The sequence below is a fragment of the Arthrobacter sp. PM3 genome, from assembly GCF_003352915.1.
Lineage (GTDB): Bacteria > Actinomycetota > Actinomycetes > Actinomycetales > Micrococcaceae > Arthrobacter.
Genome location: NZ_CP022314.1, coordinates 1,217,857 through 1,241,236, shown reverse-complemented (window position 1 = coordinate 1,241,236; position 23,380 = coordinate 1,217,857). Strand labels below are relative to the sequence as shown.

Sequence of the window (23,380 nt, the reverse complement as noted above, 5' to 3'; positions counted from 1 at the left end):
GGGTTCCAACGTAGCCGACTTGCCGGCCCGGGGTAAGGGCTCAGCCGGCTTTGCGTTCCTGGGCCTGCTGTTTGGCCTTGCCGGCCTGCAGATTGCCGTGCAGGGACACGAGGGAGCCGGTGTCCAGCAGGGACTTGGCGGCCGGCATGGGCGGCTTCTGGAAGGCGCGGGGGACCGTGCCCAGTGTCCCGTTGCTGTCCGTCGCGGATTCGACGAGGGCCGAGACTTCGGTGATGTCCCGGACCGGCGCGTCGGGGCTGGGCAACTCCCGGACGGAGACCCGGACGGCGGGGCCGGCTTCGGCTTTGGCCCGGGCGGCGGCGCGCGCATCGGCACGGGCGACGGCGGCCGTCCACTCCGGCGACAGGGCCGGTTCCTTCTTGGCGGGCTTGGCCGACGCGGCGGCCTTCGCCTTGGCCGGGCGGGCTGGCCCGGGCTTCGCAGCCGGCCGGCCCTTGCCGAGTCCGGCGACGGCCATCACCACCACGGCCGCCAGGCGGCCGACGCCTGCAATCACGAGGGTGGCGGCAAACACCAGGAAGAGGCCGAGGAACATGAGGAACGCCACGCCGAGGGTCCCGAAAAAGGTCAGGTGCAGTGCAATGGTTGTTGGATCTTCCATGTCACCTCTCCTTGCCGTCCTGCTGCAGCGTGGTCCCTGCCGCATGCGTGTGGCGGGCAGGAGCCCCCTTAACAATACGTACTTTTGGGCCGCCCCGTGCGGTCGCGCGCCGTCCCGGGCCCAGATGTGTCGAAGGCGATAGCCGCGGCCGGTTCGGCCGCCGCCGGACCGGCGTCTATAGTCAAAGGCAGCCCCGCCGGCGCCCGTCCGGCCGCCGGAAGGACATCTTGTGACTCACGCTGCGGCGCCGTCCTATGAGGGGAACTGCCCGTGCCTGTCCGGGGAACAATATGCCGACTGCTGCGGCCGCTTCCACCGCGGAGACGCCGACGCGCCGACCGCGGAACAGCTCATGCGCTCCCGGTACAGCGCCTTCGTTGTCGGGGACGCCGGCTACCTGCTGCGCACCTGGCACCCGGACACGCGCCCGGCGGACCTGGAACTGGATCCCGGGATGCAGTGGCGCCGCCTGGACATCCTGTCCACGAGCCGCGGCGGCCCGCTGGACAATGAGGGAGTCGTGGAATTCGCGGCGCACTACCGGCACGACGGCGGCCGCGGGCTCCAGCGCGAGGCCAGCCGCTTCGTGCGGGAGGGCCGGCGCTGGTACTACGTCGACGGCGTCGTGTCCGGCTGAGGCTTCCGACTGGCGCTTTCGACCAGCATGTCCGACTAGCGCCGGTCGAGGGCGGGGTCAGCGGCCGGCTGCTCGTCGGCCAACACCGCCGGGCTGAAGCCGGCCCGGTCCACTTTGCGGTGGAACCGCATGCCCGCGAGGCCGCCCAGCACCGCGCCCACCAGTGCGACAACGGCCACGACCACTGCCGCCACGATGCTCATGGTGTTCAGCTCGCCCTCGTTGACCGGGATGCGCGGGAAGCTGTTCAGGTTTGCCAGGATGTTGAAGCGCTGCCCGGCGACCAGGCCCAGCACGGCGACGACGATCGCGGCGATCAGGGCCCAGATCCAGACCATGAAGCCCTGCCGGGCGCCGTTGAACCGTGCCATCCGCCCGGCCACGTACCCGCCGCAGTAGTAGGCAACCAGGAGGATGACGAGCAGCACGATGATGCCGGCCAGCCCGATCGTCTGGTTGCCGGCGGCCTGGTTCACGGCGTCGTTGACGTCGGTGTTGGTCGCCAGTCCGACGGCGGTCCCGGCGGCGGCGACCAGGGCCGTCAGCAGCACTGCGGTGCCGGTGGCGGCCAGCCAGCCGAAGAATGCCGAGCCGACCTTGATGCCGCCGAACTGCTCCTTTTCCCGGGCCACGACCGTTTCGCGGGTGGGAATCTCGTCCGCGACCGTGTCGCGGACGGGCTTGTCGCGGACGGGCTTGTCGCGGGCGGACTCGTCGTGGCGGACAGCCGTCACCGGCGCCGTGGAGACGGGCGCAGTGGAGACGGGCGCGGTGGAGACGGGTGCTGCGGTGTCGCGGGCCGTGGACACCGGCTCAGTGGTGTCCTGGCGCGCGTCGTGAATGCGGGCTTCACGCGCGGCGGAGCCGTCCTGCGGCGCGTCGCGGCGGGGCGTCGTGTTGTCGGGGCCTGCAGTGCTGGTCATGAGGATTGCTCACTTTCGCCGGGTGGCCCGGGCCCGGGAGGGCCGGTCTCGGGTCAACTTAAGCACGCCGGATTCCAGTTAGCAAGGAGGCTTACTATTCGTCGCGGCGCCCCGACGGCGGCGGATCGGGGCCCTTCAGCGGTATTTTCTGTGCAGATCCTCCCTGACGGAGGCCCGCGGCGACGCGTCCGCGATCCAGGGGCCGGTCCCTTCCGACTGGTCCAGGACCCCGGCCTCAAGCCACGTGTAGTCGCCGTCCAGGGTCTTGCGCGCCAGGGCGTGGTCGGCGTCGTCGGTGTTCCGCCACAGCCGGTCGAAGTACTCGTCCACGCGGACCCGGGCCTGCTCGCAATAGGCCTCGGCGAGTTCGTAGGCGGAGGCGCCGCGTTCGGGCTGGGTGCGCAGCAGCATCTCGGCCCGGGAACAGCACGCCGCCATCGCGAAGAGTTCGGCACCGATGTCAACGATCCGGCCCAGGAACGCCTGCTTGTGCTCGAGCTTTGCCTGCCAGCGGCCCATGCCGTAAAAGGTCTGACGGGCCAGCCGCCGGGAGGAGCGCTCCACGTAGCGCAACTGTTTGGCGAGCCGGCCGAAGTCGCTGTAGGCGCGCGGGTCCATGCCTGCGCCGGCCACGAGCCTGGGCAGCCATTTCGCATAGAAGCCGGAGGCGCCGACGGCGGCCTTCGCTTTGTCCGCCAGGCCCGCTTCCGCCGACGCGAGGTCACCCGCGGCGGCCAGGTGCGCGTCCACGGCTTCGCGCGCGATCAGCAGTTTCATGATTTCCGAGGACCCCTCGAAGATCCGGTTGATCCGCAAGTCGCGGAGCTGCTGCTCGGCGGCGACGGCCCGCTCGCCGCGGGCTTCGAGCGAGTCGGCCGTCTCGAAGCCGCGGCCGCCGCGGATCTGCACGAGTTCGTCGGCGATCAGGCAGCTGACCTCCGTGGACCACAGCTTGGCCAGGGCCGCCTCGATCCGGACGTCCTTCTGCCCGGCGTCGGCCATTTCCGCGCAGAGTTCGAACACCGCGTCCAGGGCGAACGTGCTGGCCGCGATGAAGGCGATTTTCTTGCCCACGGCCTCGTGCCGGCCGATCGGACGCCCCCATTGGGTGCGGGCGTTGGACCACTCCCGGGCGATCTTCAGGCTCCACCGCCCCGAGGCAACGCACAGTGCCGGGATGGAGAGCCGGCCCGTATTAAGGGTGGTAAGGGCGATCTTCAGGCCCTGGCCTTCGCGGCCCAGCCGGTTGGCCGCCGGGACCCTGACCTGGTGGAAGCGCGTCACGCCGTTCTCGATTCCGCGCAGCCCCATGAAGGCGTTCCGGTTCTCCACGGTGATGCCGGGGGAGTCCATCTCCACCACGAACGCGCTGATGCCGCCCTTGTGTTCGGTGCCGTCCGCCCCGGTATGCGGCGGCACGAGCGCCATCACGACGACGAGCTCGGCGATCACTCCGTTGGTGGTCCACAGCTTGACGCCGTCCAGGACATATGACTCCCCGTCCTCGGAGAGGACAGCCGTGCTGCCCATCCGGGCGGGGTCGCTGCCGACGTCGGGCTCCGTCAGCAGGAACGCGGTGATGGCCCCGGCGGCGCAGCGCGGCAGGTATTCCTTCTTTTGCGCCGGCGTGCCGAAGACCTTGACCGGTTCCGGGACGCCGATTGACTGGTGCGCGGACAGCAGGGCGCCGAGGCTTGGATGCACCGAGCCGAGCAGGGCCAGCGCCCGGCCGTAGTAGACGAGGGTGAGGCCCAGGCCGCCGTATTCGCGTGGGATCTTCATGCCGAAAGCGCCGATCTCGGCGAGCCCTTTGAGGTATTCGTCCGGGATCCGGGCGTCGCGCTCAATGGTGCGTCCGGACATCGTCTGGCAAAAGCTGGTGAGGCGGGCCATGAACGCCTCGCCCCGTTCGACGTCGTCCGCCGGGGCCTCCGGCCACGGGTGAATGAGGCTCAGATCGAAGCTGCCGAGGTAGAGGCCCTTGGCGAAACTGGGCTGGTTCCACGAGGTCTCCCGGGCGGCCTCGGCGATGGCCCGGGCGTCGGCGGCGGTGGCAGCCGGTCCGATATGCTCCGGCGCCCCGGGAATCTCCGGTGCCGGGGTTCCCGGCGTGCCTGTAGCGGGAGCGGGGTCTTCAATGGCGGAGCTCACTGGGCATCTCCTCTAACCGGATGGCCGGCTTGAGCCTGGATCCGCCGCGGGTGGTGGACCCTTCAGCTGTCCCGCAATACTACCCGCGGGTAAGTGCCGGTGCTAGGGGCGGCCTGCCCCGGATCGCCGGACAGTTCAACGGCCTTCGCGTGGCGGACCAGCCGGTCCCAGCCATGGTTGATGCCGTGGACAAGGCCCGTCACGGCACCGGCCGCGAGGACCCAGGTGAGCCGGCCCAGGCCGACCAGCGCCATGGCCACGAACGCGGACACCATCATGAAAAGGCCGATCACCAGGCCGAACACGAGGGTGCCAATGACCACCATCGTGCCCGTTTCCACTGCGCTTAGGTCGAACTGCATTCTTCCCCCTGCACCGTCGCTTCGGTTTGAACCAGTAGCCCGAGCGTAGGGGGCCGCAGCCATGGACAACTAGGGTCCCCCGCCGGTTCCCCGGCTCTTGATACGGGATCGAAATGCTACCCGGGCGTAGGTCACGGCGCGGTCGCGGCCTGAGGCCTGCGTTAACCTTGTAGCTGGCAGTTTTCCCGGAGCACCCCGGTGCAAGGCCTGCCGTGCAAGACCAGCCCATACCAACCCCAACCAGCCACTGGCAGCCGAAGGAGAGTGCGTGCCCCGCTCCGCCGTGTCATCCGCCGACGCCATCAGCGCCCGGCTCCGGGACCTTGAACTGCTCACCAAAGGACCTGCCTGGGCGCTCACGCGCTCGGCGCCGTGGGTGATCGCGGTGCTCCAGGCCTCCTTCACCCGCACGCGCGCCCAGCTGCCGCTGGAAGAATTCCACGCCGACGTCGACGCGTTCCTCGAGCAGCTCCGCCGCGAGGATCCCACGCTGGGCGGTTCGGCCAACGGGAAGTCGTTCGGCGATGAGTGGACGCGCAAAAACTTCCTGACCCGCCGGAACCAGTCGGGGCAGATCGTCTACGAAGTGACCGAGCCCGCCGCCCGCGTCCTGGCGTTCCTGGACAGCCTCTCGAGCGAACGGTCCACGCTCAACGGCTCCCGGCTGGGCACGCTGCTTGGCGACGTCGAGAAACTCGCCAACGAGACCAACCCGGACCAGAGCGCGCGGCTGGAGTCCCTCGAAGAGGAGATTGACGAGCGCCGCCAGCTGATGGAGGACATCAGTTCCGGGGACTTCGACGGACTGCTCGACGACGACGAGGCCGTGGAGGCTGCCGGCAACATCCTGGACCTCGCCGCGAGCCTGCCCGCGGACTATAAGAAGATGCGGGACCGGATCGAAGAGCTCGTGGGGGAGCTGCGTAACCAGATCATTGAGGAGTCGCTCAGCAAGGGGGCGACCATGGCCCAGGTGCTGGAAGCCGACAAGCGCCTCCGGCAAAGCCCCGAGGGCCGGACTTTCCGGTCCTTTACCGCGTTCCTGGAGGACCCGCAGCAGCAGCTGAGGTTCCGGTCCGCGATCGGCGAAGTGCTGAGCCGGCAGTTCGCGGACGAACTCAGCCACGACGAACGCGAAACCCTCAAGAACCTCGTGGCTGAACTCCGCAGCCAGCACAGCCAGATCCAGCGGATTTACGGCAAGCTCAGCGAAAGCCTCAACACCTACGTCCAGAGCGACGACTTCCGCCAGTCGGTCCGGCTCCGCAAGGTTCTGCGGGAGGCCGAACAGGCGATCCGGTCCCTGCCGTACGAGCGCGAACGGCCCGGCCTGGTCCCCGGCCCGGTCCTGTTCAGCGCCGGCTTCGAATCCCTGGCCATGGTCAAGCTCTTCGACCCCGACGAGTTCGCCGCGCCGCCCAAGCTGGCCGACCCCATCGCGTTCTCCGACTCGGACCGCGCCCGCTCACCCCGGACCGCCAAAGCCAATCCGCAGGCCATCCGCGCAGCGCTCGCCGGCGCCGCCACCCTGACCGAGGCCTGGGCCCAGCTGCCGGCCGGGGAACGCCACATCAACTCCATCCGCGCGCTGCTCTCGCAGACCCTCCACGACGGCGCCGGCTTTGACCGCGCAGCCTGGGGGCCGCTCGACTTCGAACAGATCGACGGCACCACCCGCACCGCGTACCTGCCTGTCGTCACGCTCACGAAGGACTGACCATGACCGAAGTTCCAAGCACCACGGGTGCCGCGCATCCCTTCACCGTCACCCCGCGGGACACGTTCGTCGACGGCGCCGCCCTCTTCCCGGGCGACACGGGGGTGCTTCCCATGAAGGTCCGGCAGGCCCTGGTGAAGCTCCTCAAGGGGCCCTACATCGATGGCGGCCGGGACGAAAAGCTCTGGACCACACTGCTGGACAACCAGCTGATCCTGCGCAGCCGGCTGTCCGAACTGTTCCTGACCCTGCAGCTGGACCACGAACGCAAGGTGGCGGTGCTGCGCCCGGTGGATCCCGAGGCGATCGGCGGCAGCTCCCGGTCCAGCATCCTGCGCCAGCAGCGCGCCCTGAGCAGGGTCGAGACCATCATCCTGCTCCGCCTGCGCCTCCTCCTGGACCGCCACATCACGGCCCAGACGGACCCCACGATCACACGCGAGGAAATCGCCGAACTCGTGGCCCACTACCAGCCCGCCGGCCAGCAGGACGCCCTGCGCGATTCCGACGTCGTCAACCGCGCCATCACCAAGCTCCTGGCCCGCCAGCTGCTCCTCACCACGGGCCTGGACGAGGTCTACACCATCTCCAACGCCCTCCCCCTGGCCCTTCCGTTCGAGAACATCGGCGACATCCCGGCCCAGATCGAGGCCCTTGTCGCAGCCTCCGCGGACCAGTCCGGCACCGAACCCTTGCTGGACTTCGACGCCGACGCGGCAGCCCCGGCCGACGACGACGCGGCCGCCGAAACCGACGCCATGACGAACGGAGAAACCAAGTGAGCATCGCCTCCATGCTCCCGCTGGGCGAGCTCACCAACCCCGGCCAGATGCGCCTCGCGCTCGTCCAGGTGGTCAACTGGGGCACCTTCCACGGCGCCCACACCATGCACGTGGACCGCAACGGGACCCTGCTGACCGGCAACTCCGGCGTCGGCAAGTCCACGCTTTTCGACGCCATGCTCCGGGTCTTCGACGCCCGGCCCCGCTCCAACGAAGCCGCGGCCCAGCGTGCCGGTGGCGTTGTCGAGGACAAGCGCACCACGTTCACGTACATGCGCGGCAAGGTGGGCGACAAAGCGGTCGGGGACGGCTCGGCCAGTGCGTTCCAGCGTCCCGGCGCGACCTGGTCCGCCGTCGCCCTGACCTTCGACAACGCGGCCGGCACCAGAGTCACGGTCTCGGCGCTGTTCGACCTGCCCAAGAACGGCACGGAATCCAGCGTCGGCCGGTACTACCTGATCGACAACAAGCCGCTGGATCTCGCCGCCGTGGAGGGCATCGCGGACAAGCGGTTCACGAAGTCCGCGCTGGACGCGATTTTCCCGGACGCCCAGATCTTCGACGTCCACAAGGCATTCGCCGAGCGCTTCCGCCGCCTCCTGGGGATCAACTCGGACCAGGCCCTGCCGCTGCTGCGCGTCATCCAGGCCGGCAAGGGGCTCGGCGGAAGCGTCAACACCTTCTTCCGCGACCAGGTCCTGGATGCCCCCGCCACACTGGCCGCCGCGGATGATGTGGTCGAGGAATTCAGCAACCTCATGTCCATCCGGCAGCGCCTCGAGGACGTCCGGCAGCAGCGCGACCAGCTCGCCCCCGTTCCCGGGCTGAACAAGGAGTACGCGCAGGCGCTGCTCGACGCGAACCGGCTCCGGGAACTTTCCGGCGAGGAATTCGAGGCCTACAAGCAGCAGCTCGCCGTCACCGTCCACGAAAAGGACCTGGCCCGGCTCAAGGAGCTCGCCCAGGCCAAAGCCGGCGACCTCGCCGCCGAACGGGCGGTCCGGGACGGCCTCGCCAAGGACCTTCGGCAGCTCGAAGGCGAGTACAACAACCAGGGCGGCAACGCGATCTCGGCGATCGAGCAGTCGCTGGAGAACGCCCGGGTAGGGCTCACGCTCCGCCGCGAAGTCGAGGAAGCGACCCGCAAGGCGCTCTCCGACGCCGGCCTGGACCTGGAATGGTCGGCCGCCGGCTGGGACCAGGCCCACGACCACGCCGCCGCGCGCTCTACCGAACTGCAGGACGATTCCGCGGCCCTTCAGGAGCTCAGGTTCGAGGCCTTTGATGGCCACGCGACCAAAAAGCGCGAGCTCGCCGCGGCCCAGCAGGAACTGGTGTCACTGAAGACGCGCAAGTCGCTGCTGCCGCCGTCGAGCATTGAAAACCGCGGCGCCATCGCGGCGGCCACCGGCGTGCCGGAAGAGACGATGCCCTTTGGCGGCGAACTGATCGACCTCGCGGAAGGCCAGGAGCAGTGGCGGCCGGCCGCCGAGCGCGCCCTCCGGAGCCTCGCCACCACCCTGCTGGTGCCAGGCGAACACTTCGCCGCTGTCACCCGCTACCTCAATGACCATGCCGTGCGCGGGGCGCTGCGTGCAGTGGACGTCTCCAAACCCCTGCCCGGCGGTGCGCTGGCCGTCGAGGATGCGGCCGACGGCGATCTGCTGGCCAAGCTGAGTTTCCTGCCCGACGCCGGCCCGAGCGCGGGCCCGCACGCCCAGGCGCTGGCCCAGGCCAGCGGCTGGCTCCGCGAACGGATTGCGCTCGACTTCGCCTACCCGTGCGTGGAGGATCCGGCCGAGCTCGCCGGCCTGGACAAGGGCCTGAGCCTGGGCGGCGTGGTCAAACGGAACCGCCACACGGTGGAAAAGGATGACCGCTTCACCTCGCGCCAGGACTATGTCCTTGGCTTCGACAACGCCGCCAAACTGGAACTCGTGGCGGCGCAGGTCGGGGACCTGCAGCAGGAGCTGGCCAAAGCCGCCGAACTGGCCCAGAGCCGGGAAGCATCACACCAGGGCATGACCCGGCAGCTGGAGGCCCTGCGCCGGGTGGCCGAGGACCACCGGCCCTGGGACCAGGTCTCGGCTGCCGTCGCCGCGGACGAACTCGCCCGGATCGAACAGCGCCTCAAGGACGCCCTCGCCGCGCAGGCCGACCTCGAGCCGTTGAGGGCCAACATCGAGGCCGTCCGGCAGAAGCACCAGGGCAGCACCGAAGCGGCGGCCGTGCTGCAGAGCGAGTACAAGGCCCTCGATTCCCGGCTGACCGCCGCCGATGCGCTGCTCGAACGGGCGCGCACCCGGCTGCTGCAGTCGCCGCCGTCGGAGAGCACCATTGCCGCGCTGGAACCGTACTTCACCGGAATCGGCGACGTTCAACACACACATGAGCTGGATAACCTGGCCAACCAGGTCCGCGCCCGGCTCCTGGCGGAACTGCATGCGGCCGAGTCCCGCGGCCAGGCCACCGCGGAGCGCCTCACGCGCATCTTTGAGGGCTTCGTGCGCGAGTGGGGCACGGCGATCTCGGCGGACCACGGCACCTCGATCGGTGCTGCGGGAGAGTTCGAGGCCCGCTACCACGCGATTGTCAGCGACGGCCTGCCCGCGCAGGAAGCCGAGTTCCGGCAGTTCTTCAACCAGCGCACCCACGAATCCTTCTCCACCCTGCTGCATCTGCTGGATGAGGAGCGCCGCACCATCACGAGCCGCATCCTGCCGCTGAACGGCATCCTGTCCGAGGTCAACTTCCACGAGGGCAGCTTCCTGGAACTGGACATCAAGCAGACGCTGCCCGCGACCGCCAAGCAGTTCAAGGACGCCATCCAGAACGCGCTCAAGGTCCGGCACGCCCGGCCGGGGAAGGCAACGGCGGCCGCGCCGGCGGCCGGCGTTTCGGCGCAGGCGGACGACGACGCCGAACTCACCAACCGCTACAAGTCGCTGGAAACGCTCGTGAAGCGGCTCGGCTCGCAGACCCCGGAAGACCGGCGCTGGCGGGCCGAGGTGCTGGACGTCCGCGGCCACCTGTTCATCCAGTGCAAGGAGCACCGCGAAGTGGCGGCCACCGGCCGGGGGAAGGGTGCCGGCAAGAAGACCGAGGTCTTCATGCATGCGGATACCGGCTCCATGTCCGGCGGCGAGCGGCAGCGCTTCACCGCGTTCATCATGGCCGCGGCACTGAGCTACCAGTTGGGCATCGCCGAACAGGGCTTCACCACGTACGGCACCGTCATGATGGACGAGGCCTTCGTGCTCGCCTCGGAGGAGTTCGCCGGCGCGGGCATCAAGGCCCTGCACGAGTTCGGCTTCCAGCTGCTGCTGGCCGCACCGGAGAACGTGATCGACCTCTCCCGGCACCTGGGGTCGGTCACGGAGATCCTGCGGGACAAGCGCACCAACCGCTCCGGGGTCCTCACGGCCCCGGTCATTTCGCCGCGCCCCGGAACCGAGGGGGCCTGGCGGTCCGAGGCGAACCCGGTGGACATCGTCCTGCGCTGACGGCCCCTCCTCGTAACGGCGTCGTCAGTAGCTGTACCACCCGGCGCCGGACTTGCGGCCCAGTTTCCCCGCCCTGACGAGGGCGGCAACGGACGCGTCCGGGGCGTCTGCCGGATCGCCCGTTGCCGCATGCGTGGCCTGGGCGATGTAGTCCACAACATCCAGGCCCACGAGGTCCATCAGCTCAAAGGGCCCCATCGGATGGCGCAGCGCCGTTTTTGCCGTGGCGTCGATGTCTTCCATGCTGGCCACGCCGCCGGCCAGCAGCGCGAGTGCCTCCTTCTGCACGGCGCCCATCAGCCGGTTGGCGACGAAGCCCGGAACCTCCCGGTTGATCAGCACCGGCGCCTTCCCCAGGCTGCGCGCGAAGGCGAGGGCGGTGTCCACGGTTTCCTGCGACGTTCCGGCGTGCCGGACCACTTCCACGCATTCCATGACGAGGACGGGATTGAAGAAGTGCAGATTGCACACCTGCCCGGGCCGGCCGCTGGCCCCGGCCACGGCGGAGGAACCGATGGTGGAGGAATTGGTGGCCAGGATGGCGTGCGGCGGGGCAAGCCGGCCGAGCCGGGCAAAGATGGCCTCCTTGATGTCCAGCCGTTCGGTGGCGGCCTCGATGACGAAGTCGGCAGCGGGTGCCACCGCGTCCAGGTCGGTGCTGAAGTCCAACAGCGCATGGGCCTGCCCGGCCTGCTCCGCAGCCAGCTTGCCCGACGCCACCATTTTGTCCGTGCGGTCACGCAGCTGGGCGGCGGCGTCATCCAGCTGGCATTCGGACACGTCCTGGACGGTGGTGGGGTACCCGGCCAGGGCGGCGGTCAGCGCAATCTGGGACCCCATGGCGCCGGCGCCGATGACAAGGACACGGGTGACGGGGGTGCGGGGTTGCATGGTTACTCCGGTTCCGTAGGGACGGTAAGGCTACGCGGGCTGCGCGCCGGCAAGGGCACGGCCGCCGCGGAAGTAGACCGTGGTGGTGTGCGTGTAGAACTCCCGGGCGCTCTGCCCCTGTTCCTTGGGTCCGTAGCCGCTCTTCTTGGCCCCGCCGAACGGGACGTGCGGGTCCGCGCCGGCCGATTCGGAGTTCACGTGCAGGATTCCGACGTCGAGTTCGTCCATTCCCTCCAGCGCCAGAGTGACATCCTGGGTGAAGAGCGCCGCGGAGAGCCCGAAGTCGCTGTCGTTCGCCAGGTCAAAGGCGTCCTGCGTTGTGGCTGCCCGGCGGACGCTGAGCACGGGACCGAAGAGCTCATCGCGCCAGACATCCGCGTGGCCTGCATCCGTCAGTTCCAGGATGGTGGGGGCGACGAAGTGGCCGTCGGCCCGCGCCGCGTCGGCATAGGGCATGCCGCCCGCCAGAAGCCCGGCGCCCTGGTCCAGCGCCGCGGCGATGCCGCGCTGGATGGATGCCCGGGCGTCGCCGCTGACCACGGGGCCCATCTGGGTGGACGGATCCGCGGGATCGCCCACCAGCAGGGACTGGGCCCTGGCGGACAGCCCGGCGAGGAATTCATCGGCGACGGCGTCCGCCACGATCAGCCGCGACGTCGCCGTGCACTTCTGCCCGGTGGAGCGGAAGGCGCCAAGCATGACCTGCTCCGCGGCAAGTTCGAGGTCCGCGTCGGCCAGGACGATGGCCGCGTTCTTCCCGCCCATTTCCGCCTGGATCGGTACGCCCCGGCCCGCCGCCGCGGCGGCCAGCGCGCGCCCCACACCGGTGGAGCCGGTGAATGACAGTCCGTCCAGCGCCGGGTGCTCCACCAGGGCGGTCCCGATGGACCCGGGGCCGATCACCAGATTCAGGACGCCGGCGGGCAGGCCGGCCTGTTCCAGCGCCTGGGTCAGCCGCATGGCCAGCAACGGCACCGTGCTGGCCGGCTTCCACACCACGGTGTTGCCGTACGTCAGGGCCGGCGCGATTTTCCAGGCCGGGATGGCGATGGGGAAGTTGAACGGCGTCACCACCCCCACGACTCCGAGCGGCTTGCGGGTGACGAAAATCTTCTCGCCCCGCCGCGGGGAGGAGTAGACCGTCCCGGCCTCGCGGTCGCCGTCGTTGCCGTAATACCGGAAGATCTGGGCGGCGCGCAGCACTTCACCCTGGCCCTCGGCCAGCGTTTTTCCCTCCTCGCGGGCCAGTTCCAGCCCCCAGCCCTGCGCGTTCGCCTCCAGGATCGCCGCCGTGCGCAGCAGCACCGCACCGCGTTCATGGGCCGGCGTCCGGGCCCAGCCATGCTTCGCCGCTACGGCGCTGGCCATGGCGCGGTCGACGTCGGCCGGGCCGGCCTGCAGGCCGTGCGCCACGGTTTCGGCCGGGCGGGCGGGATTGACGGAGGTGATGATGCCTCCCCCGCCCTGGAACCAGGCGCCCGAGATGTAATGCTGGAGTTCGACTGCAGTGGTCATTGCGCGTGTTCCTTTACTGGGGGTTTTGGCAGGGTCTTGGCTGGATGCCCGGCCGGGGCGTTCTGGCGGCGGCTTAGCGGAAGGCCGGGATGCCCGTGATGTGGTTGCCGAGGATCAGCGTGTGGACCTCGTCGGTGCCCTCATAGGTGCGCACCGATTCGAGGTTGTTGGCGTGCCGCAGCGGCGAGTAGTCGAGGGTGATGCCGTTGCCGCCCAGCATGGCGCGGGCATCGCGGCAGATCCGGATGGCCTCGCGGCAGTTGTTGAGCTTGCCCACGGAGATCTGGTGCGGCTTGAGCTGGCCTGCTTCCTTGAGCCGGCCGATCTGCAATGCCAACAACATGCCCTTGTTGATTTCCAGGGCCATGTTGACCAGTTTCTCCTGGGTCAGCTGGTACCCGGCCAGCGGCTTGTCGAACTGCAGCCGCTCCTGCGAGTAGCTGAGGGCGGCCTCGTAGCTGTCCCGTGCGGCCCCCATGGCGCCCCAAATGATGCCGTAGCGGGCCTCGTTGAGGCACTCGAACGGGCCGCGGAGCCCCTTGGCATTCGGCAGCATCGCGGAGGCCGGGAGGCGGACCTCGGTCAGTTCGATGTCGCACTGGATGGACGCCCGCATGGAGAGCTTGGGCTCAATCGGGGTGGCCTGGAACCCGGGGGTGTCGGTGGGCACGATAAAGCCGCGCACGCCGTCGTCCGTCATGGCCCAGATGATGGCGATCCCGGCGATCGAGGCCAGGCCGATCCAGCGCTTGGAGCCGTTGATGACCCAGCCGTCACCGTCGCGGCGGGCGAAGGTCTTCATGCTGCCCGGATCGGAGCCGGCCGTGGGCTCGGTCAGGCCGAAACAGCCGACGACCTCGCCGGCGGCCATCCGGGGCAGCCACTGGTTCTTCTGCTCCTCGGAGCCGTGCTTGTAGATGGCGCTCATCGCGAGCGAGCCCTGCACGCTGACGAAGGTGCGCAGGCCGGAATCGCCCGCCTCCAGTTCCATGGCGGCAATGCCGTATTCCACGGCGGACCGGCCGGGGCAGCCGTACCCCTTCAAATGCATGCCGAGCAGGCCCAGCCCGGCCATGTCCTTGATGATCTCCACCGGGAAGACGGCCTGCTCGTACCAGGCGGCGATGTTGGGCCGGATGGTGCTGTCCACGAAGGACCGCACCTTGTCCCGCATGGCCAGCTCTTCCGCGCTGAAGAGCGAGTCGATGTTCAGCAGGTCAGAGGGGTTCAGCAGGTCAGAGGATTCATTCATGGTGTTCTCCAGGAGTTTGAGGGGGTGGGTCTTAGACGGCGGACAGCGCAGTGGCACCGGCGGTGTTTGCCTGGGCATCATTGGCGTTCAGAATGGCAGTGCGGAGCACGTCCAGGCCGTCGCGGATCAGTTCCGGCCCGATAACCAGGGGAGGCAGCAGCCGGATCACGTTGCCGTGGGTGCCGCAGACCAGGACCAGGACACCCTGCCGGTGGCAGGCGGCCGCGACCCGGGCCGCAAGATCGGCGCGCGGTTCCAGCGTGTCTTTGTCCGCGAATTCGACGGCGAGCATGGCACCGCGGCCGCGGAACTCCGCGACAATGGCCGTGCTGTCCACGAGGGGCTGCAGCACTTCGCGGGCGGTAGCCTCGATGGCCAGGGCGTTCGCCAGCAGGGTGCCGTCTTCGAAGGCGTCGAAGACCCCCAGGGCGGCGGCGCAGGCCACCGGGTTGCCGGCGTAGGTGCCGCCCAGGCCGCCGGCGTGCGGGGCGTTCATGAGCTCGGCCCGGCCCGTGACGGCGCTCAGCGGCAGGCCGCCCGCCAGGGCCTTCGCGGTCAGGGTGAGGTCGCCGGCGACACCCTCGTGCTCGCTGGCAAAGAGCGTGCCGGTGCGTCCCATGCCGGTCTGGATCTCGTCCATCACCAGAACGATGCCGTGTCTGGTGGCCAGTTCCCGCAGCCCGGCCAGGAAACCCGGGGCGGGGACCAGGAAACCGCCTTCACCCTGGATGGGCTCGATCACCATCGCGGCGAAGGACCTGGGGTCGTTCTCGAGCAGCAGCGCCTCGACGCCGGCCAGCGCGGTGGCAGCGGTGGATTCCTCGCGGCCGCCGGCCCACAGCCGGGTGGCCGTGGGGGCGCGGAAGACCTCGCCCGGGAACGGGCCGAAGTTCTTCTTGTACGGGTTCACCTTGGCGGTCATGGCCATCGTGAGCAGGGAGCGGCCGTGGTAGGCGTCGTCGAACACCAGCACCCGTTCCCTGCCCGTGGCGGCGCGGGCAATCTTGACGGCATTTTCCACGGCCTCCGCTCCGGTGGAGAAGAGCGCGGTGCGCTTCGGGAAGTCTCCGGGAGTGTGCGCATTCAGCCACCCGGCCACCTGCGTGAAGGAATCGTATTCGGTCACCATGAAGCAGGTATGCGTGAAGCGGTCCATCTGGGCGGCCACATGCGCCTGGACCCGGGCGTTGGCGGCGCCCACGCTGGTCACGGCGATGCCGGACGCGAAGTCGATGATGCGGTTGCCGTCAACGTCCTCCAGGATGCCGCCGGACGCGCGGTTGATGAAGACGGGCAGGGCCACACCGAAACCCGAGCTGACCTGCGCTTCCCGCTCGCGGTGCAGCGCTGCGGAGACGGGGCCGGGAATGGCGGTGGCGAGGTGGCGGGTCTGGGGGAGGCTCTGGGCGGAACTGGTCATGTAGACAAGGTAATGTCCGCGGTCCCGGCTGACATTGGATGATCCGTCCACAACAGAGCGCTAATTGGTTAGACTGTCCAAAGAGTCCGTGTCTGGTCGGAAAGGACCATCTCGTGATCAGCCTGGCCCAACTGCACAGCCGACTCGGCAACGATCTCCGCCCGGCCGCGGGCGGTACGGTGGCCGTGCGGCAGATCTCGGGCGTGCACATCTCCGAGCTCGACGATCCCACACCGTATCTGGAGGGCGGTGAACTCCTCCTCACCACGGGCATTCCCGTCTCCGGCGGGGCCGCCAAGGTGCAGGCCTACGTCCGGCGCCTGGTGGAGCGCGACATCGCTGCCCTCGGCCTTGGCCTGGGGGCCGGCGTCGACGAGGTGCCGCCGGCGTTGAGTGCCGCGTGCGCCGAGGCGGGGCTCGAGCTGCTGGTGGTGCCCGACGGCACGCCGTTCATGAATGTCTCCCGCGCCTACTGGGACCTCGTCGGCCGGGAAGGCCAGGCGGACCTGGCCGCCAGCCTGGGCACGCAAACAGCGCTGGCCCGTGCGGCGACCATGCCCGATGCGCTGCCTTCCGTGGTCAAAGCCCTGGCCCGGGCGCTGGGCGGCTGGGTGGCGTACCTTCCGGCCGACGGCGGGGCCGAAACGCTGTGGCCGGAAGAGAACCACGCGATCGTGGGGCAGCTGCGCCGGGAGACATCGCGGCTCGACATGGCGGTGACGCACTCGGCGTCGACCTTTCAGATTCACGGCACCGACGTCGTGGAGTACCCCGTCCTGGTGGGGCGGCGGACGGTCGGGTTCCTGGCCATCGGCGCCGGCCGCAAACTGACGCGGGCTGACCGCCAGGTAATCATGACCGTGTGCGTCCTGCTCTCGCTCAAGGCCGCCCAGCAGCAGGAGAGTGACGCCACCGCCGCCGCGCTTGGCTCGGCCGTGACGAAGCTCCTCCTCACCGGCCATGTGGACGCCGGCCGGGCACTGGCCCCCGATCTGGGCCTCGTGGTGCCGACCGGCGCCGTGCGGCTCCTGGTGGTACACGGCGGCCCCGAGGACACGGCGGCTTCCGCGGGAACAGACGACGGCCTGGAGTCACTGCTGCGGGCCGGGACCGGCTGGCCGGAGGCCGGCGGCGCCCTGCGTTCCTGCCGGCTGCGCCATGCGGCCGGCGGCCTGAGCTACTACCTGCTGGATGCGGAGTACCGCGACGCCGGCACACCTGTCAGCGGCGACGGCAACGCGCCGCCGGGCCCGTACGACGGCGGCGAGGCAGGCAACCCTATGCTCACGGCGGTGCTGAGCCGGCCGATGCCGCTGGAACGCGTGCACGATGAGGCCGGGCAGCTGGCCGCCATGGCCCGCGCACTGCCGGCCGGGCAGGTTGTCTCCGCTCCGGAAGGAGCGCTGGACCCGCGGGCCCAGGGCTGGGTGGCTGCGCTGCAGGGGTACCGGCGGGCCGATCTGGTCGGTACCGTCCGCGCCTATCTCCGGCACCGGGGCCAATGGGAGGGTGCCGCCCGCGAGCTGGGGATCCACCGGAACTCCCTGCGCCACCGGATGGGCATCGCGACGGAACTGCTGCAGGCGGATCCGGACGATCCCGACGTCGCGGCTAGCCTCTGGCTGGCCCTGCGCTGGGTGTAGCGTCTGCCAGCCACGCCCGAATGGGGTCGCTGTGTTCGCCCAGCGACGGTGGAGCCGCCGCCGGCGCCGCGAACGCCGGCGTCCAGCTGATGGGATGGCGGATCTGCCGCCCGGCCGGCTGGCCCGCAGCGTTGCGGACCTCGATGGTCGGTTCGAGCCCCAGCGACTCGGCGTACTCAATCCCCTCGTCGATGCCGGCCACCTGGCCGGCCGGGACGCCGGCACCGATCAGCTTGTCCTGCCAGATCAATGCCGAGGACGCGGACAGGGCCTCCTCGAGCAGGGAAATCAGTTCCGTCCTGTGCTCGACGCGGGCGTTGTTGGTGGCAAAGCGCGGGTCGCCGGCCAGCCCGGGCACGCCCAGCACCTGGGCCATCTTGGCGAATTGTCCGTCGTTGCCGCAGGCCACCGCCAGCGGCGCGTCAGCGCACTGGAGCAGTTGGTACGGCACGATCGAGGGGTGGGCGCTGCCCATGCGGTGCGGGACCTTGCCCGCGCCCAGGTAGGCCTGGCCCTGGTTGGCCAGGGCCCCTTGCAGGCTGGAGAGCAGGTTGAGTTCCAGGTGGGCCCCGCGCCCCGAGCCGGTACGGGCGGCCAGCGCGGCAAGGACGCCAATGGTGGTGTCCTTGGCCGTCAGCACGTCGACGAGCGCGACGCCGGCCTTGGTGGGTTTGCCGTCCTTCTCGCCGGTGATGCTCATCAGGCCGCCCAGGGCCTGGACGATGAAGTCATAGCCCATCAGGTTGGCCCCGCCGGCAGAGCCAAAACCGGTGATCGAGGCGTAGATCAGGCCGGGGTTGGCAGCGGACAGTTCCGCATAGCCCAGGCCCAGTTTGGCCATGCCGCCGGGCTTGAAGTTTTCCACGAGGACATCGGCACGCAGGGCCAGCTCCCTGGCCAGCTGCAGATCCCCGGGGTCGGCGAGGTCCAGGCAGACCGACTCCTTGTTGCGGTTCGCACTCTCAAAGTAGGTGGCGCCGGTGGGGGAATAAGGCGGCCCCCAGCTGCGGGTGTCGTCCCCCGTGCCGGGGCGTTCCACCTTGATCACCCGGGCGCCCAGATCGGCCAGCGTCATGGTGGCCAGCGGACCGGCCAGAACGCGCGAGAAATCAGCGACCAGCAGGCCAGACAACGGTCCGGCGGACCCGGGCGTCGGAGTCATGGGGAGTCCCTTCGTGGATAGCCCGCGGCACATCGCCGTGCCCGGGGCACCGGTTCAAGGATTCGAAGCCTAACAACGCGCAGGCGGTCCCTCATTGGACGAACCGTCCCGGGTATGGCCGTTCTGCACAAGGACACGCTCGGCAACCATGGCTAATCTCGTCCTGTGGCCGTGAACCAGGTCACATGATGGCGTGGCCCGCGGCACAGCCCGGCCCGCCGAATTCTTTGAAGGGAACCCCATGAGCGTGCGCAATTTGCGGAACTTCGTCAACGGCCGGTTTGTCGACTCGGCCGCCACAGACCGGCTGGAAATCCACAATCCGGCCACCGAAGAGGTCATCGCAACAACGCCAGTGTCCACCGCCGGGGACGTAGCCGCCGCCTACGCGGCGGCTGCGGGGGCGTTTGAAATCTGGAGCGAATCCACGCCGGGGGAGCGTCAGCGGGCGCTCCTGCACATTGCCGACGCCGTCGAGGCGCGGGCCGAGGAACTGGCCGATCTCGAATGCGCCGATACCGGCAAGCCCCGGGCCGGGATTGTCCCGGATGAGATCGACGTGCTCGTGGACCAGATCCGCTTTTTCGCCGGCGCTGCCCGGACCCTGGAAGGGCGGGCCACCGCCGAATACCTTGCGGACCACAGCTCCTCGATCCGGCGCGAGCCCATCGGCGTGATCGGCCAGGTGGCCCCCTGGAACTACCCGCTGATGATGGCCGCCTGGAAGGTCATTCCGGCGCTCGCGGCCGGCAACACCGTGGTCCTCAAGCCCTCCGACTCCACGCCGAGCTCCACCCTGCTGTTTGCCGAACTGGCCAGCGAATTCCTCCCCGCCGGCGCCTTCAACGTGGTGCTGGGGGACCGTGACACCGGCAAGGCCCTGGTGGCCGACGAAGCCCCGGAAATGGTGTCCATTACCGGCAGCGTCCGGGCCGGCATGGAGGTGGCCGGCGCCGCGGCCGCCGACGTCAAGCGGGTGCATCTGGAGCTGGGCGGCAAGGCGCCGGTCATCGTGTTCGACGACGTCGACATCGCCGCCGCGGTGGCGGGGATCGTCCCGGCGTCCTTCTACAACGCCGGCCAGGACTGCACCGCCGCCACGCGGCTTCTGGTGCACGAGGACATCCACGATGAATTCGTGGCTGCCTTTGCCGAGGAAGTGCGCCAGAACGCCAGGACCGGCGGTCCCGCCGAGGACGGAATCCTGTACGGCGCGCTGAGCAGCGCCGACCACCTCCAGCGCGTTGCCGGTTTCCTGGAGCGGCTGCCGGAGCATGCCACCGTGGAAGTCGGCGGCAAGCGCCACGGAGGCGTGGGCTACTTCCACGAGGCCACCGTGGTGTCCGGGCTGAACCAGGACGACGAGCTCGTCCAGAGCGAGGTATTCGGCCCCATCGTCACCGTGCAGAAGTTCTCCACCGACGCCGAGGCTCTGGCCATGGCGAACGACGTCGACTACGGACTGGCGTCCTCGGTGTGGACCAAGGACCACACCCGGGCCATGCAGTTCGCCAAGCGCCTTGATTTCGGCTGCGTCTGGATCAACACCCACATCCCGCTGGTGGCCGAGATGCCGCACGGCGGCTTCAAGCACTCCGGGTACGGCAAGGACCTGTCCATGTACGGGCTGGAGGACTACACCCGGATCAAGCACGTCATGAGCTACATCGGCTAAGCCGCACCGGCATCAAACGCCGGCCCCCTCACCACCCAAGCCAGCATCTCCCGCCAACGTCGTCGGAAAGAAACCATGTCTAACGAACCACGCAGCACCGCCGGGCTCAACGATAGTGAGCACCTTGCCGTCCTGGGCTACCAGGACTCCTTTGACCGGTCCATGTCCCTGTGGGCCAATTTCGCGCTCGGATTCACGTACCTTTCGCCGCTGGTGGGGGTGTACTCCCTTTTCGCCATCGCCATGGCCGCCGGCGGGCCGCCGTCGATCTTCTGGATCTTCATCGTGGGCGCGGGGCAGATGCTGGTGGCACTGGTGTTCGGCGAGGTGGTTTCGCAATATCCCATCCACGGCGGCATCTATCCGTGGACCAGGCGGCTGTGGGGCCGGCGCTACGCCTGGATGGCGGCCTGGGTCTACATCTGGGCCATGATCGTCACCATCACCGCGGTGGCCGAATTCGGCAGCGGCTTCCTGGCCAGCCTGTTCGAGATTGAACTGACCCGGGAAAGCACCCTTGGCCTGTCCGTGCTGCTCCTGCTGGTGGCGCTCGTCCTGAATTTCACGGGCACCAAAACGATGGCCCGGGTGGCCCGGATCGGGCTGGCCGCCGAACTGGTGGGCGTGATCGCCGTCGGCCTGTACCTGCTGATTTTCCAGCGCAAGCAGGACTTCGGCGTGTTCTTTGACCCGATGGGTGTCCAGGGTGACGGCAGCTACCTGACCGCCTTCATGGGAGCCGCCCTGGCCGGGCTCTTCCTGTTCTACGGGTTCGAGGCCTGCGGCGACGTCGCGGAGGAGGTCGCCAACCCGGCCCGGCGGATCCCGCGCGCCATGATGATGACCATCGTGGTGGGCGGTGTCTCCGCGCTCTTCTCCTTCGGCGGCTACGTGCTGGCGGCGCCCAACCTGCAGGAAATCGTCAACGGCCAGGACCCGGACCCGATCCCCGCCATCCTGGAATCGGCCCTCGGCCCGGTGGGTGCCAAGATCTTCCTGGTGGTTGCGATCACGGCCTTCCTGTCCTGCGTGCTGAGCCTGCAGGCGGCCGCGAGCCGGCTCATCTTCTCCTTCGCACGCGACGGCATGGTCCCCGGACACCGCTGGCTCGCCAAGGTGTCGGGCACCGCCAAGGTCCCGGCAAACGCCCTCATCGTCGCCGCGAGCATCCCGCTGGCCATCTGCGTCATCATCTACCTCGGGTCCGATGAACTGCTCACCCAGATCACCTCCTTTGCCGTGCTGGGCATCTACATTGCCTTCCAGTCGGTGGTGCTGGCTTCCCTGCGCCAGCGCCTCAAGGGCTGGCGTCCGGCCGGGCCGTTCAGTCTGGGCGCCGCGGGGTTCGTGGTCAACGTCGCGGCCCTGGCCTACGGCATCTTTGCCATGGTGTTGCTGGCCTGGCCCGGCTCCACCGGCGTCTTCCTCACCGACTGGACCGTCCTGATCGGCCTTGCCGTGGTGGCGGGCACCGGCCTCCTGTACCTGCTGCTGGCCCGCCCGGACGCCAGGTCGACGGCGCCGGCCGGCGACGCGATCGAAGTTGCCGCCAAGCTGCGTGCCGGCAGTTCCCTCCAGAGCACCCCCGCCGAGGCCTGACCGGGCACCTGACGACGCCGGTCACCCAACACGCACCACGGAAGAGCAGACAGTGAAAAATATTGAACGCGATGTTGTCATCATCGGAGCCGGTCCAAGCGGGCTCAACGCCGCCCGCGACCTCAAAGCGGCGGGCCTGACGGTAGCAGTACTGGAGGCCCGGGACAGGGTCGGCGGCCGGACCTGGACCAGCACCATTGACGGCGCCATGCTGGAAATCGGCGGCCAATGGATCTCACCTGACCAGACCGCACTCAAGGCCCTGCTGGGCGAGCTCGGCCTGGAAACCTTCAGCCGCTACCGCGAAGGCCAGTCCGTCTACATCGCCCCGGACGGCACCCGCAGCCTGTACACGGGGGAGATGTTCCCGGTGTCCGCGCACACTGAGGCCGAAATGCGGCGGCTGATCGGCATCCTGGATGAACTGGCCGCCGAGATCGGCGCCGAAGAGCCCTGGGCGCACCCCCGGGCACGGGAACTCGACACCGTCTCGCTGCACCACTGGATGCGCCAGCTCTCCGATGACGAGGAAGCATGCGCCAACATCGGCCACTTCCTGGCCGGCGGCATGCTCACCAAACCGGCCCACTCCTTCTCCGCCCTGCAGGCCGTGCTGATGGCCGCATCAGCCGGTTCGTTCTCGAACCTGGTGGACGAGGACCTGCTGCTGGACCAGCGTGTGGTGGGAGGGATGCAGCTCGTCTCGGAGACCATCGCCGCCGGGCTGGGGGACGACGTCGTCCTGGATTCCCCGGTGCGGACCCTGCGCTGGGATGGCGACGGCGTCACTGCCGTCTCGGACCGGGCCACGGTGACCGCCCGGTACGCCATCATGGCCGTCCCGCCGAACCTGTACTCGCGCGTGAGCTTTGAGCCCCCGCTGCCGCGCCGGCAGCACCAGATGCACCAACACCAGTCGCTGGGCCTGGTCATCAAGGTGCACGCCGTCTACGACACGCCGTTCTGGCGCGAAGAGGGCCTCTCCGGCACCTGCTTCAGCCCTGAGCTCGTTGTCCAGGAAATCTACGACAACACCAACCACGAGGACCCGCGCGGAACCCTCGTGGCCTTCGTGCCGGATGAGAAGGCAGACGCGATGTTTGCGCTCGACGCCGGTGAACGGCGCCGGGTGATTCTCGCGGCCATGGCGGAGTCCCTTGGCCCCAAGACCCTGGAACCGGCGGTGTACTACGAATCCGACTGGGCCGCCGAGGAATGGACCCGGGGCGCCTTTGCCTCCAGCTACGATCTGGGCGGCCTGCACCGCTACGGGGCGGACCAGCTCACCCCGGTGGGCCCTATTTACTGGGCCTCCTCGGACCTGGCGGCCGAGGGCTACCAGCACGTGGACGGCGCGGTCCGGATGGGCCGGGCAACGGCCGCCCGGATCCTGGCCCGCGACGCGGCCGGCGCGGAGGCGGCCGCGTAGCGCCCGCGGCGCTTTTCACCGGATCGAGACAATTACGTTACTCAAACCTTTCGTAATTGTTCTGAGGGTAGGCTAGCCTTACTTAGGTTTGCATCAC

17 protein-coding genes are annotated in these 23,380 nt (G+C 69.1%); 8 read left to right on the top strand and 9 right to left on the bottom strand.

From position 1 onward, the window contains the following. Window positions 1–40: 40 nt before the first annotated feature. Window positions 41–622, bottom strand: coding sequence for a hypothetical protein (locus CFN17_RS05715; RefSeq protein ID WP_208750376.1), 582 nt, complete (start codon window positions 620–622; stop codon window positions 41–43). Between the two features lie 229 nt (window positions 623–851). Here CFN17_RS05715 and CFN17_RS05710 point away from each other — a divergent pair, with 229 nt between their 5' ends. Beyond that, window positions 852–1,259: a YchJ family protein gene (locus CFN17_RS05710; protein WP_208750375.1), complete on the top strand. Its 408-nt coding sequence runs from the start codon at window positions 852–854 to the stop codon at window positions 1,257–1,259. 35 nt (window positions 1,260–1,294) lie between these two features. Here the strand turns inward: CFN17_RS05710 and CFN17_RS05705 are convergent, their stop codons facing one another. The 3 genes from CFN17_RS05705 to CFN17_RS05695 all read right to left on the bottom strand — a co-directional run bounded on the left by CFN17_RS05705 (window position 1,295) and on the right by CFN17_RS05695 (window position 4,695). After that, window positions 1,295–2,182: a hypothetical protein gene (locus tag CFN17_RS05705; protein WP_208750374.1), complete on the bottom strand. Its 888-nt coding sequence runs from the start codon at window positions 2,180–2,182 to the stop codon at window positions 1,295–1,297. 135 nt (window positions 2,183–2,317) lie between these two features. Next, window positions 2,318–4,270, bottom strand: a complete 1,953-nt coding sequence (locus CFN17_RS05700) for an acyl-CoA dehydrogenase family protein (protein WP_208751358.1) — start codon at window positions 4,268–4,270, stop codon at window positions 2,318–2,320. A 125-nt stretch (window positions 4,271–4,395) separates the two neighbouring features. Continuing rightward, a complete protein-coding gene (locus tag CFN17_RS05695; RefSeq protein WP_208750373.1) occupies window positions 4,396–4,695 on the bottom strand; it encodes a hypothetical protein in 300 nt (99 codons plus the stop codon). A 268-nt stretch (window positions 4,696–4,963) separates the two neighbouring features. On the opposite strand from CFN17_RS05695, the gene CFN17_RS05690 reads away from it, so the two are divergent. From CFN17_RS05690 to CFN17_RS05680, 3 genes are read left to right on the top strand one after another with little or no spacing between them, the layout of a single operon-like run. Further along, a complete protein-coding gene (locus CFN17_RS05690) occupies window positions 4,964–6,412 on the top strand; it encodes a DUF3375 family protein (RefSeq protein WP_208750372.1) in 1,449 nt (482 codons plus the stop codon). Window positions 6,413–6,414: 2 nt separating this feature from the next. After that, window positions 6,415–7,194 carry a DUF4194 domain-containing protein gene (locus CFN17_RS05685; protein WP_208750371.1) on the top strand — a complete coding sequence of 260 codons (780 nt, stop codon included), beginning with the start codon at window positions 6,415–6,417 and terminating at the stop codon, window positions 7,192–7,194. After that, window positions 7,191–10,697: an ATP-binding protein gene (locus CFN17_RS05680; protein WP_208750370.1), complete on the top strand. Its 3,507-nt coding sequence runs from the start codon at window positions 7,191–7,193 to the stop codon at window positions 10,695–10,697. The genes CFN17_RS05685 and CFN17_RS05680 overlap by 4 nt, the downstream gene beginning before the upstream one ends. A gap of 24 nt (window positions 10,698–10,721) precedes the next feature. Here CFN17_RS05680 and CFN17_RS05675 read toward each other — a convergent pair whose 3' ends face one another. From CFN17_RS05675 to CFN17_RS05660, 4 genes are all read right to left on the bottom strand, one after another. Then, window positions 10,722–11,588, bottom strand: coding sequence for a 3-hydroxyacyl-CoA dehydrogenase family protein (locus CFN17_RS05675; protein WP_208750369.1), 867 nt, complete (start codon window positions 11,586–11,588; stop codon window positions 10,722–10,724). 30 nt (window positions 11,589–11,618) lie between these two features. After that, window positions 11,619–13,103 carry an aldehyde dehydrogenase family protein gene (locus CFN17_RS05670; protein ID WP_208750368.1) on the bottom strand — a complete coding sequence of 495 codons (1,485 nt, stop codon included), beginning with the start codon at window positions 13,101–13,103 and terminating at the stop codon, window positions 11,619–11,621. Window positions 13,104–13,176: 73 nt separating this feature from the next. Further along, a complete protein-coding gene (locus CFN17_RS05665; RefSeq protein WP_208750367.1) occupies window positions 13,177–14,355 on the bottom strand; it encodes an acyl-CoA dehydrogenase family protein in 1,179 nt (392 codons plus the stop codon). 31 nt (window positions 14,356–14,386) lie between these two features. Next, the gene (locus CFN17_RS05660; protein WP_208750366.1) at window positions 14,387–15,775 is read right to left on the bottom strand and encodes an aminotransferase class III-fold pyridoxal phosphate-dependent enzyme; all 1,389 of its coding nucleotides are present in this window, start codon (window positions 15,773–15,775) and stop codon (window positions 14,387–14,389) included. Window positions 15,776–15,888: 113 nt separating this feature from the next. Here CFN17_RS05660 and CFN17_RS05655 point away from each other — a divergent pair, with 113 nt between their 5' ends. Beyond that, a complete protein-coding gene (locus CFN17_RS05655) occupies window positions 15,889–17,418 on the top strand; it encodes a PucR family transcriptional regulator (RefSeq protein WP_208750365.1) in 1,530 nt (509 codons plus the stop codon). Here CFN17_RS05655 and CFN17_RS05650 read toward each other — a convergent pair. Next, window positions 17,387–18,580 (bottom strand): CaiB/BaiF CoA-transferase family protein, encoded by a 1,194-nt coding sequence (locus tag CFN17_RS05650; protein ID WP_208750364.1) that lies wholly within the window; start codon window positions 18,578–18,580, stop codon window positions 17,387–17,389. The genes CFN17_RS05655 and CFN17_RS05650 overlap by 32 nt on opposite strands. A 241-nt stretch (window positions 18,581–18,821) precedes the next feature. Here CFN17_RS05650 and CFN17_RS05645 point away from each other — a divergent pair, with 241 nt between their 5' ends. From CFN17_RS05645 to CFN17_RS05635, 3 genes are all read left to right on the top strand, one after another. Continuing rightward, window positions 18,822–20,255 carry an aminobutyraldehyde dehydrogenase gene (locus CFN17_RS05645; protein ID WP_208750363.1) on the top strand — a complete coding sequence of 478 codons (1,434 nt, stop codon included), beginning with the start codon at window positions 18,822–18,824 and terminating at the stop codon, window positions 20,253–20,255. A gap of 75 nt (window positions 20,256–20,330) precedes the next feature. Then, entirely contained in the window at window positions 20,331–21,854 is a 1,524-nt protein-coding gene (locus tag CFN17_RS05640; RefSeq protein ID WP_208750362.1) for an APC family permease, read from the top strand. Next, window positions 21,814–23,283, top strand: a complete 1,470-nt coding sequence (locus tag CFN17_RS05635) for an NAD(P)/FAD-dependent oxidoreductase (RefSeq protein ID WP_208750361.1) — start codon at window positions 21,814–21,816, stop codon at window positions 23,281–23,283. The genes CFN17_RS05640 and CFN17_RS05635 overlap by 41 nt, the downstream gene beginning before the upstream one ends. Window positions 23,284–23,380: the final 97 nt, after the last annotated feature.

Bases quoted from the DNA above. Each gene is read 5' to 3' on its own strand.
- CFN17_RS05715 (WP_208750376.1), bottom strand. From the start codon at position 622: ATGGAAGATCCAACAACCATTGCACTGCACCTGACCTTTTTCGGGACC.
- CFN17_RS05705 (WP_208750374.1), bottom strand. From the start codon at position 2,182: ATGACCAGCACTGCAGGCCCCGACAACACGACGCCCCGCCGCGACGCG.
- CFN17_RS05695 (WP_208750373.1), bottom strand. From the start codon at position 4,695: ATGCAGTTCGACCTAAGCGCAGTGGAAACGGGCACGATGGTGGTCATT.
- CFN17_RS05685 (WP_208750371.1), top strand. From the start codon at position 6,415: ATGACCGAAGTTCCAAGCACCACGGGTGCCGCGCATCCCTTCACCGTC.
- CFN17_RS05675 (WP_208750369.1), bottom strand. From the start codon at position 11,588: ATGCAACCCCGCACCCCCGTCACCCGTGTCCTTGTCATCGGCGCCGGC.
- CFN17_RS05670 (WP_208750368.1), bottom strand. From the start codon at position 13,103: ATGACCACTGCAGTCGAACTCCAGCATTACATCTCGGGCGCCTGGTTC.
- CFN17_RS05665 (WP_208750367.1), bottom strand. From the start codon at position 14,355: ATGAATGAATCCTCTGACCTGCTGAACCCCTCTGACCTGCTGAACATC.
- CFN17_RS05660 (WP_208750366.1), bottom strand. From the start codon at position 15,775: ATGACCAGTTCCGCCCAGAGCCTCCCCCAGACCCGCCACCTCGCCACC.
- CFN17_RS05650 (WP_208750364.1), bottom strand. From the start codon at position 18,580: ATGACTCCGACGCCCGGGTCCGCCGGACCGTTGTCTGGCCTGCTGGTC.
- CFN17_RS05645 (WP_208750363.1), top strand. From the start codon at position 18,822: ATGAGCGTGCGCAATTTGCGGAACTTCGTCAACGGCCGGTTTGTCGAC.
- CFN17_RS05640 (WP_208750362.1), top strand. From the start codon at position 20,331: ATGTCTAACGAACCACGCAGCACCGCCGGGCTCAACGATAGTGAGCAC.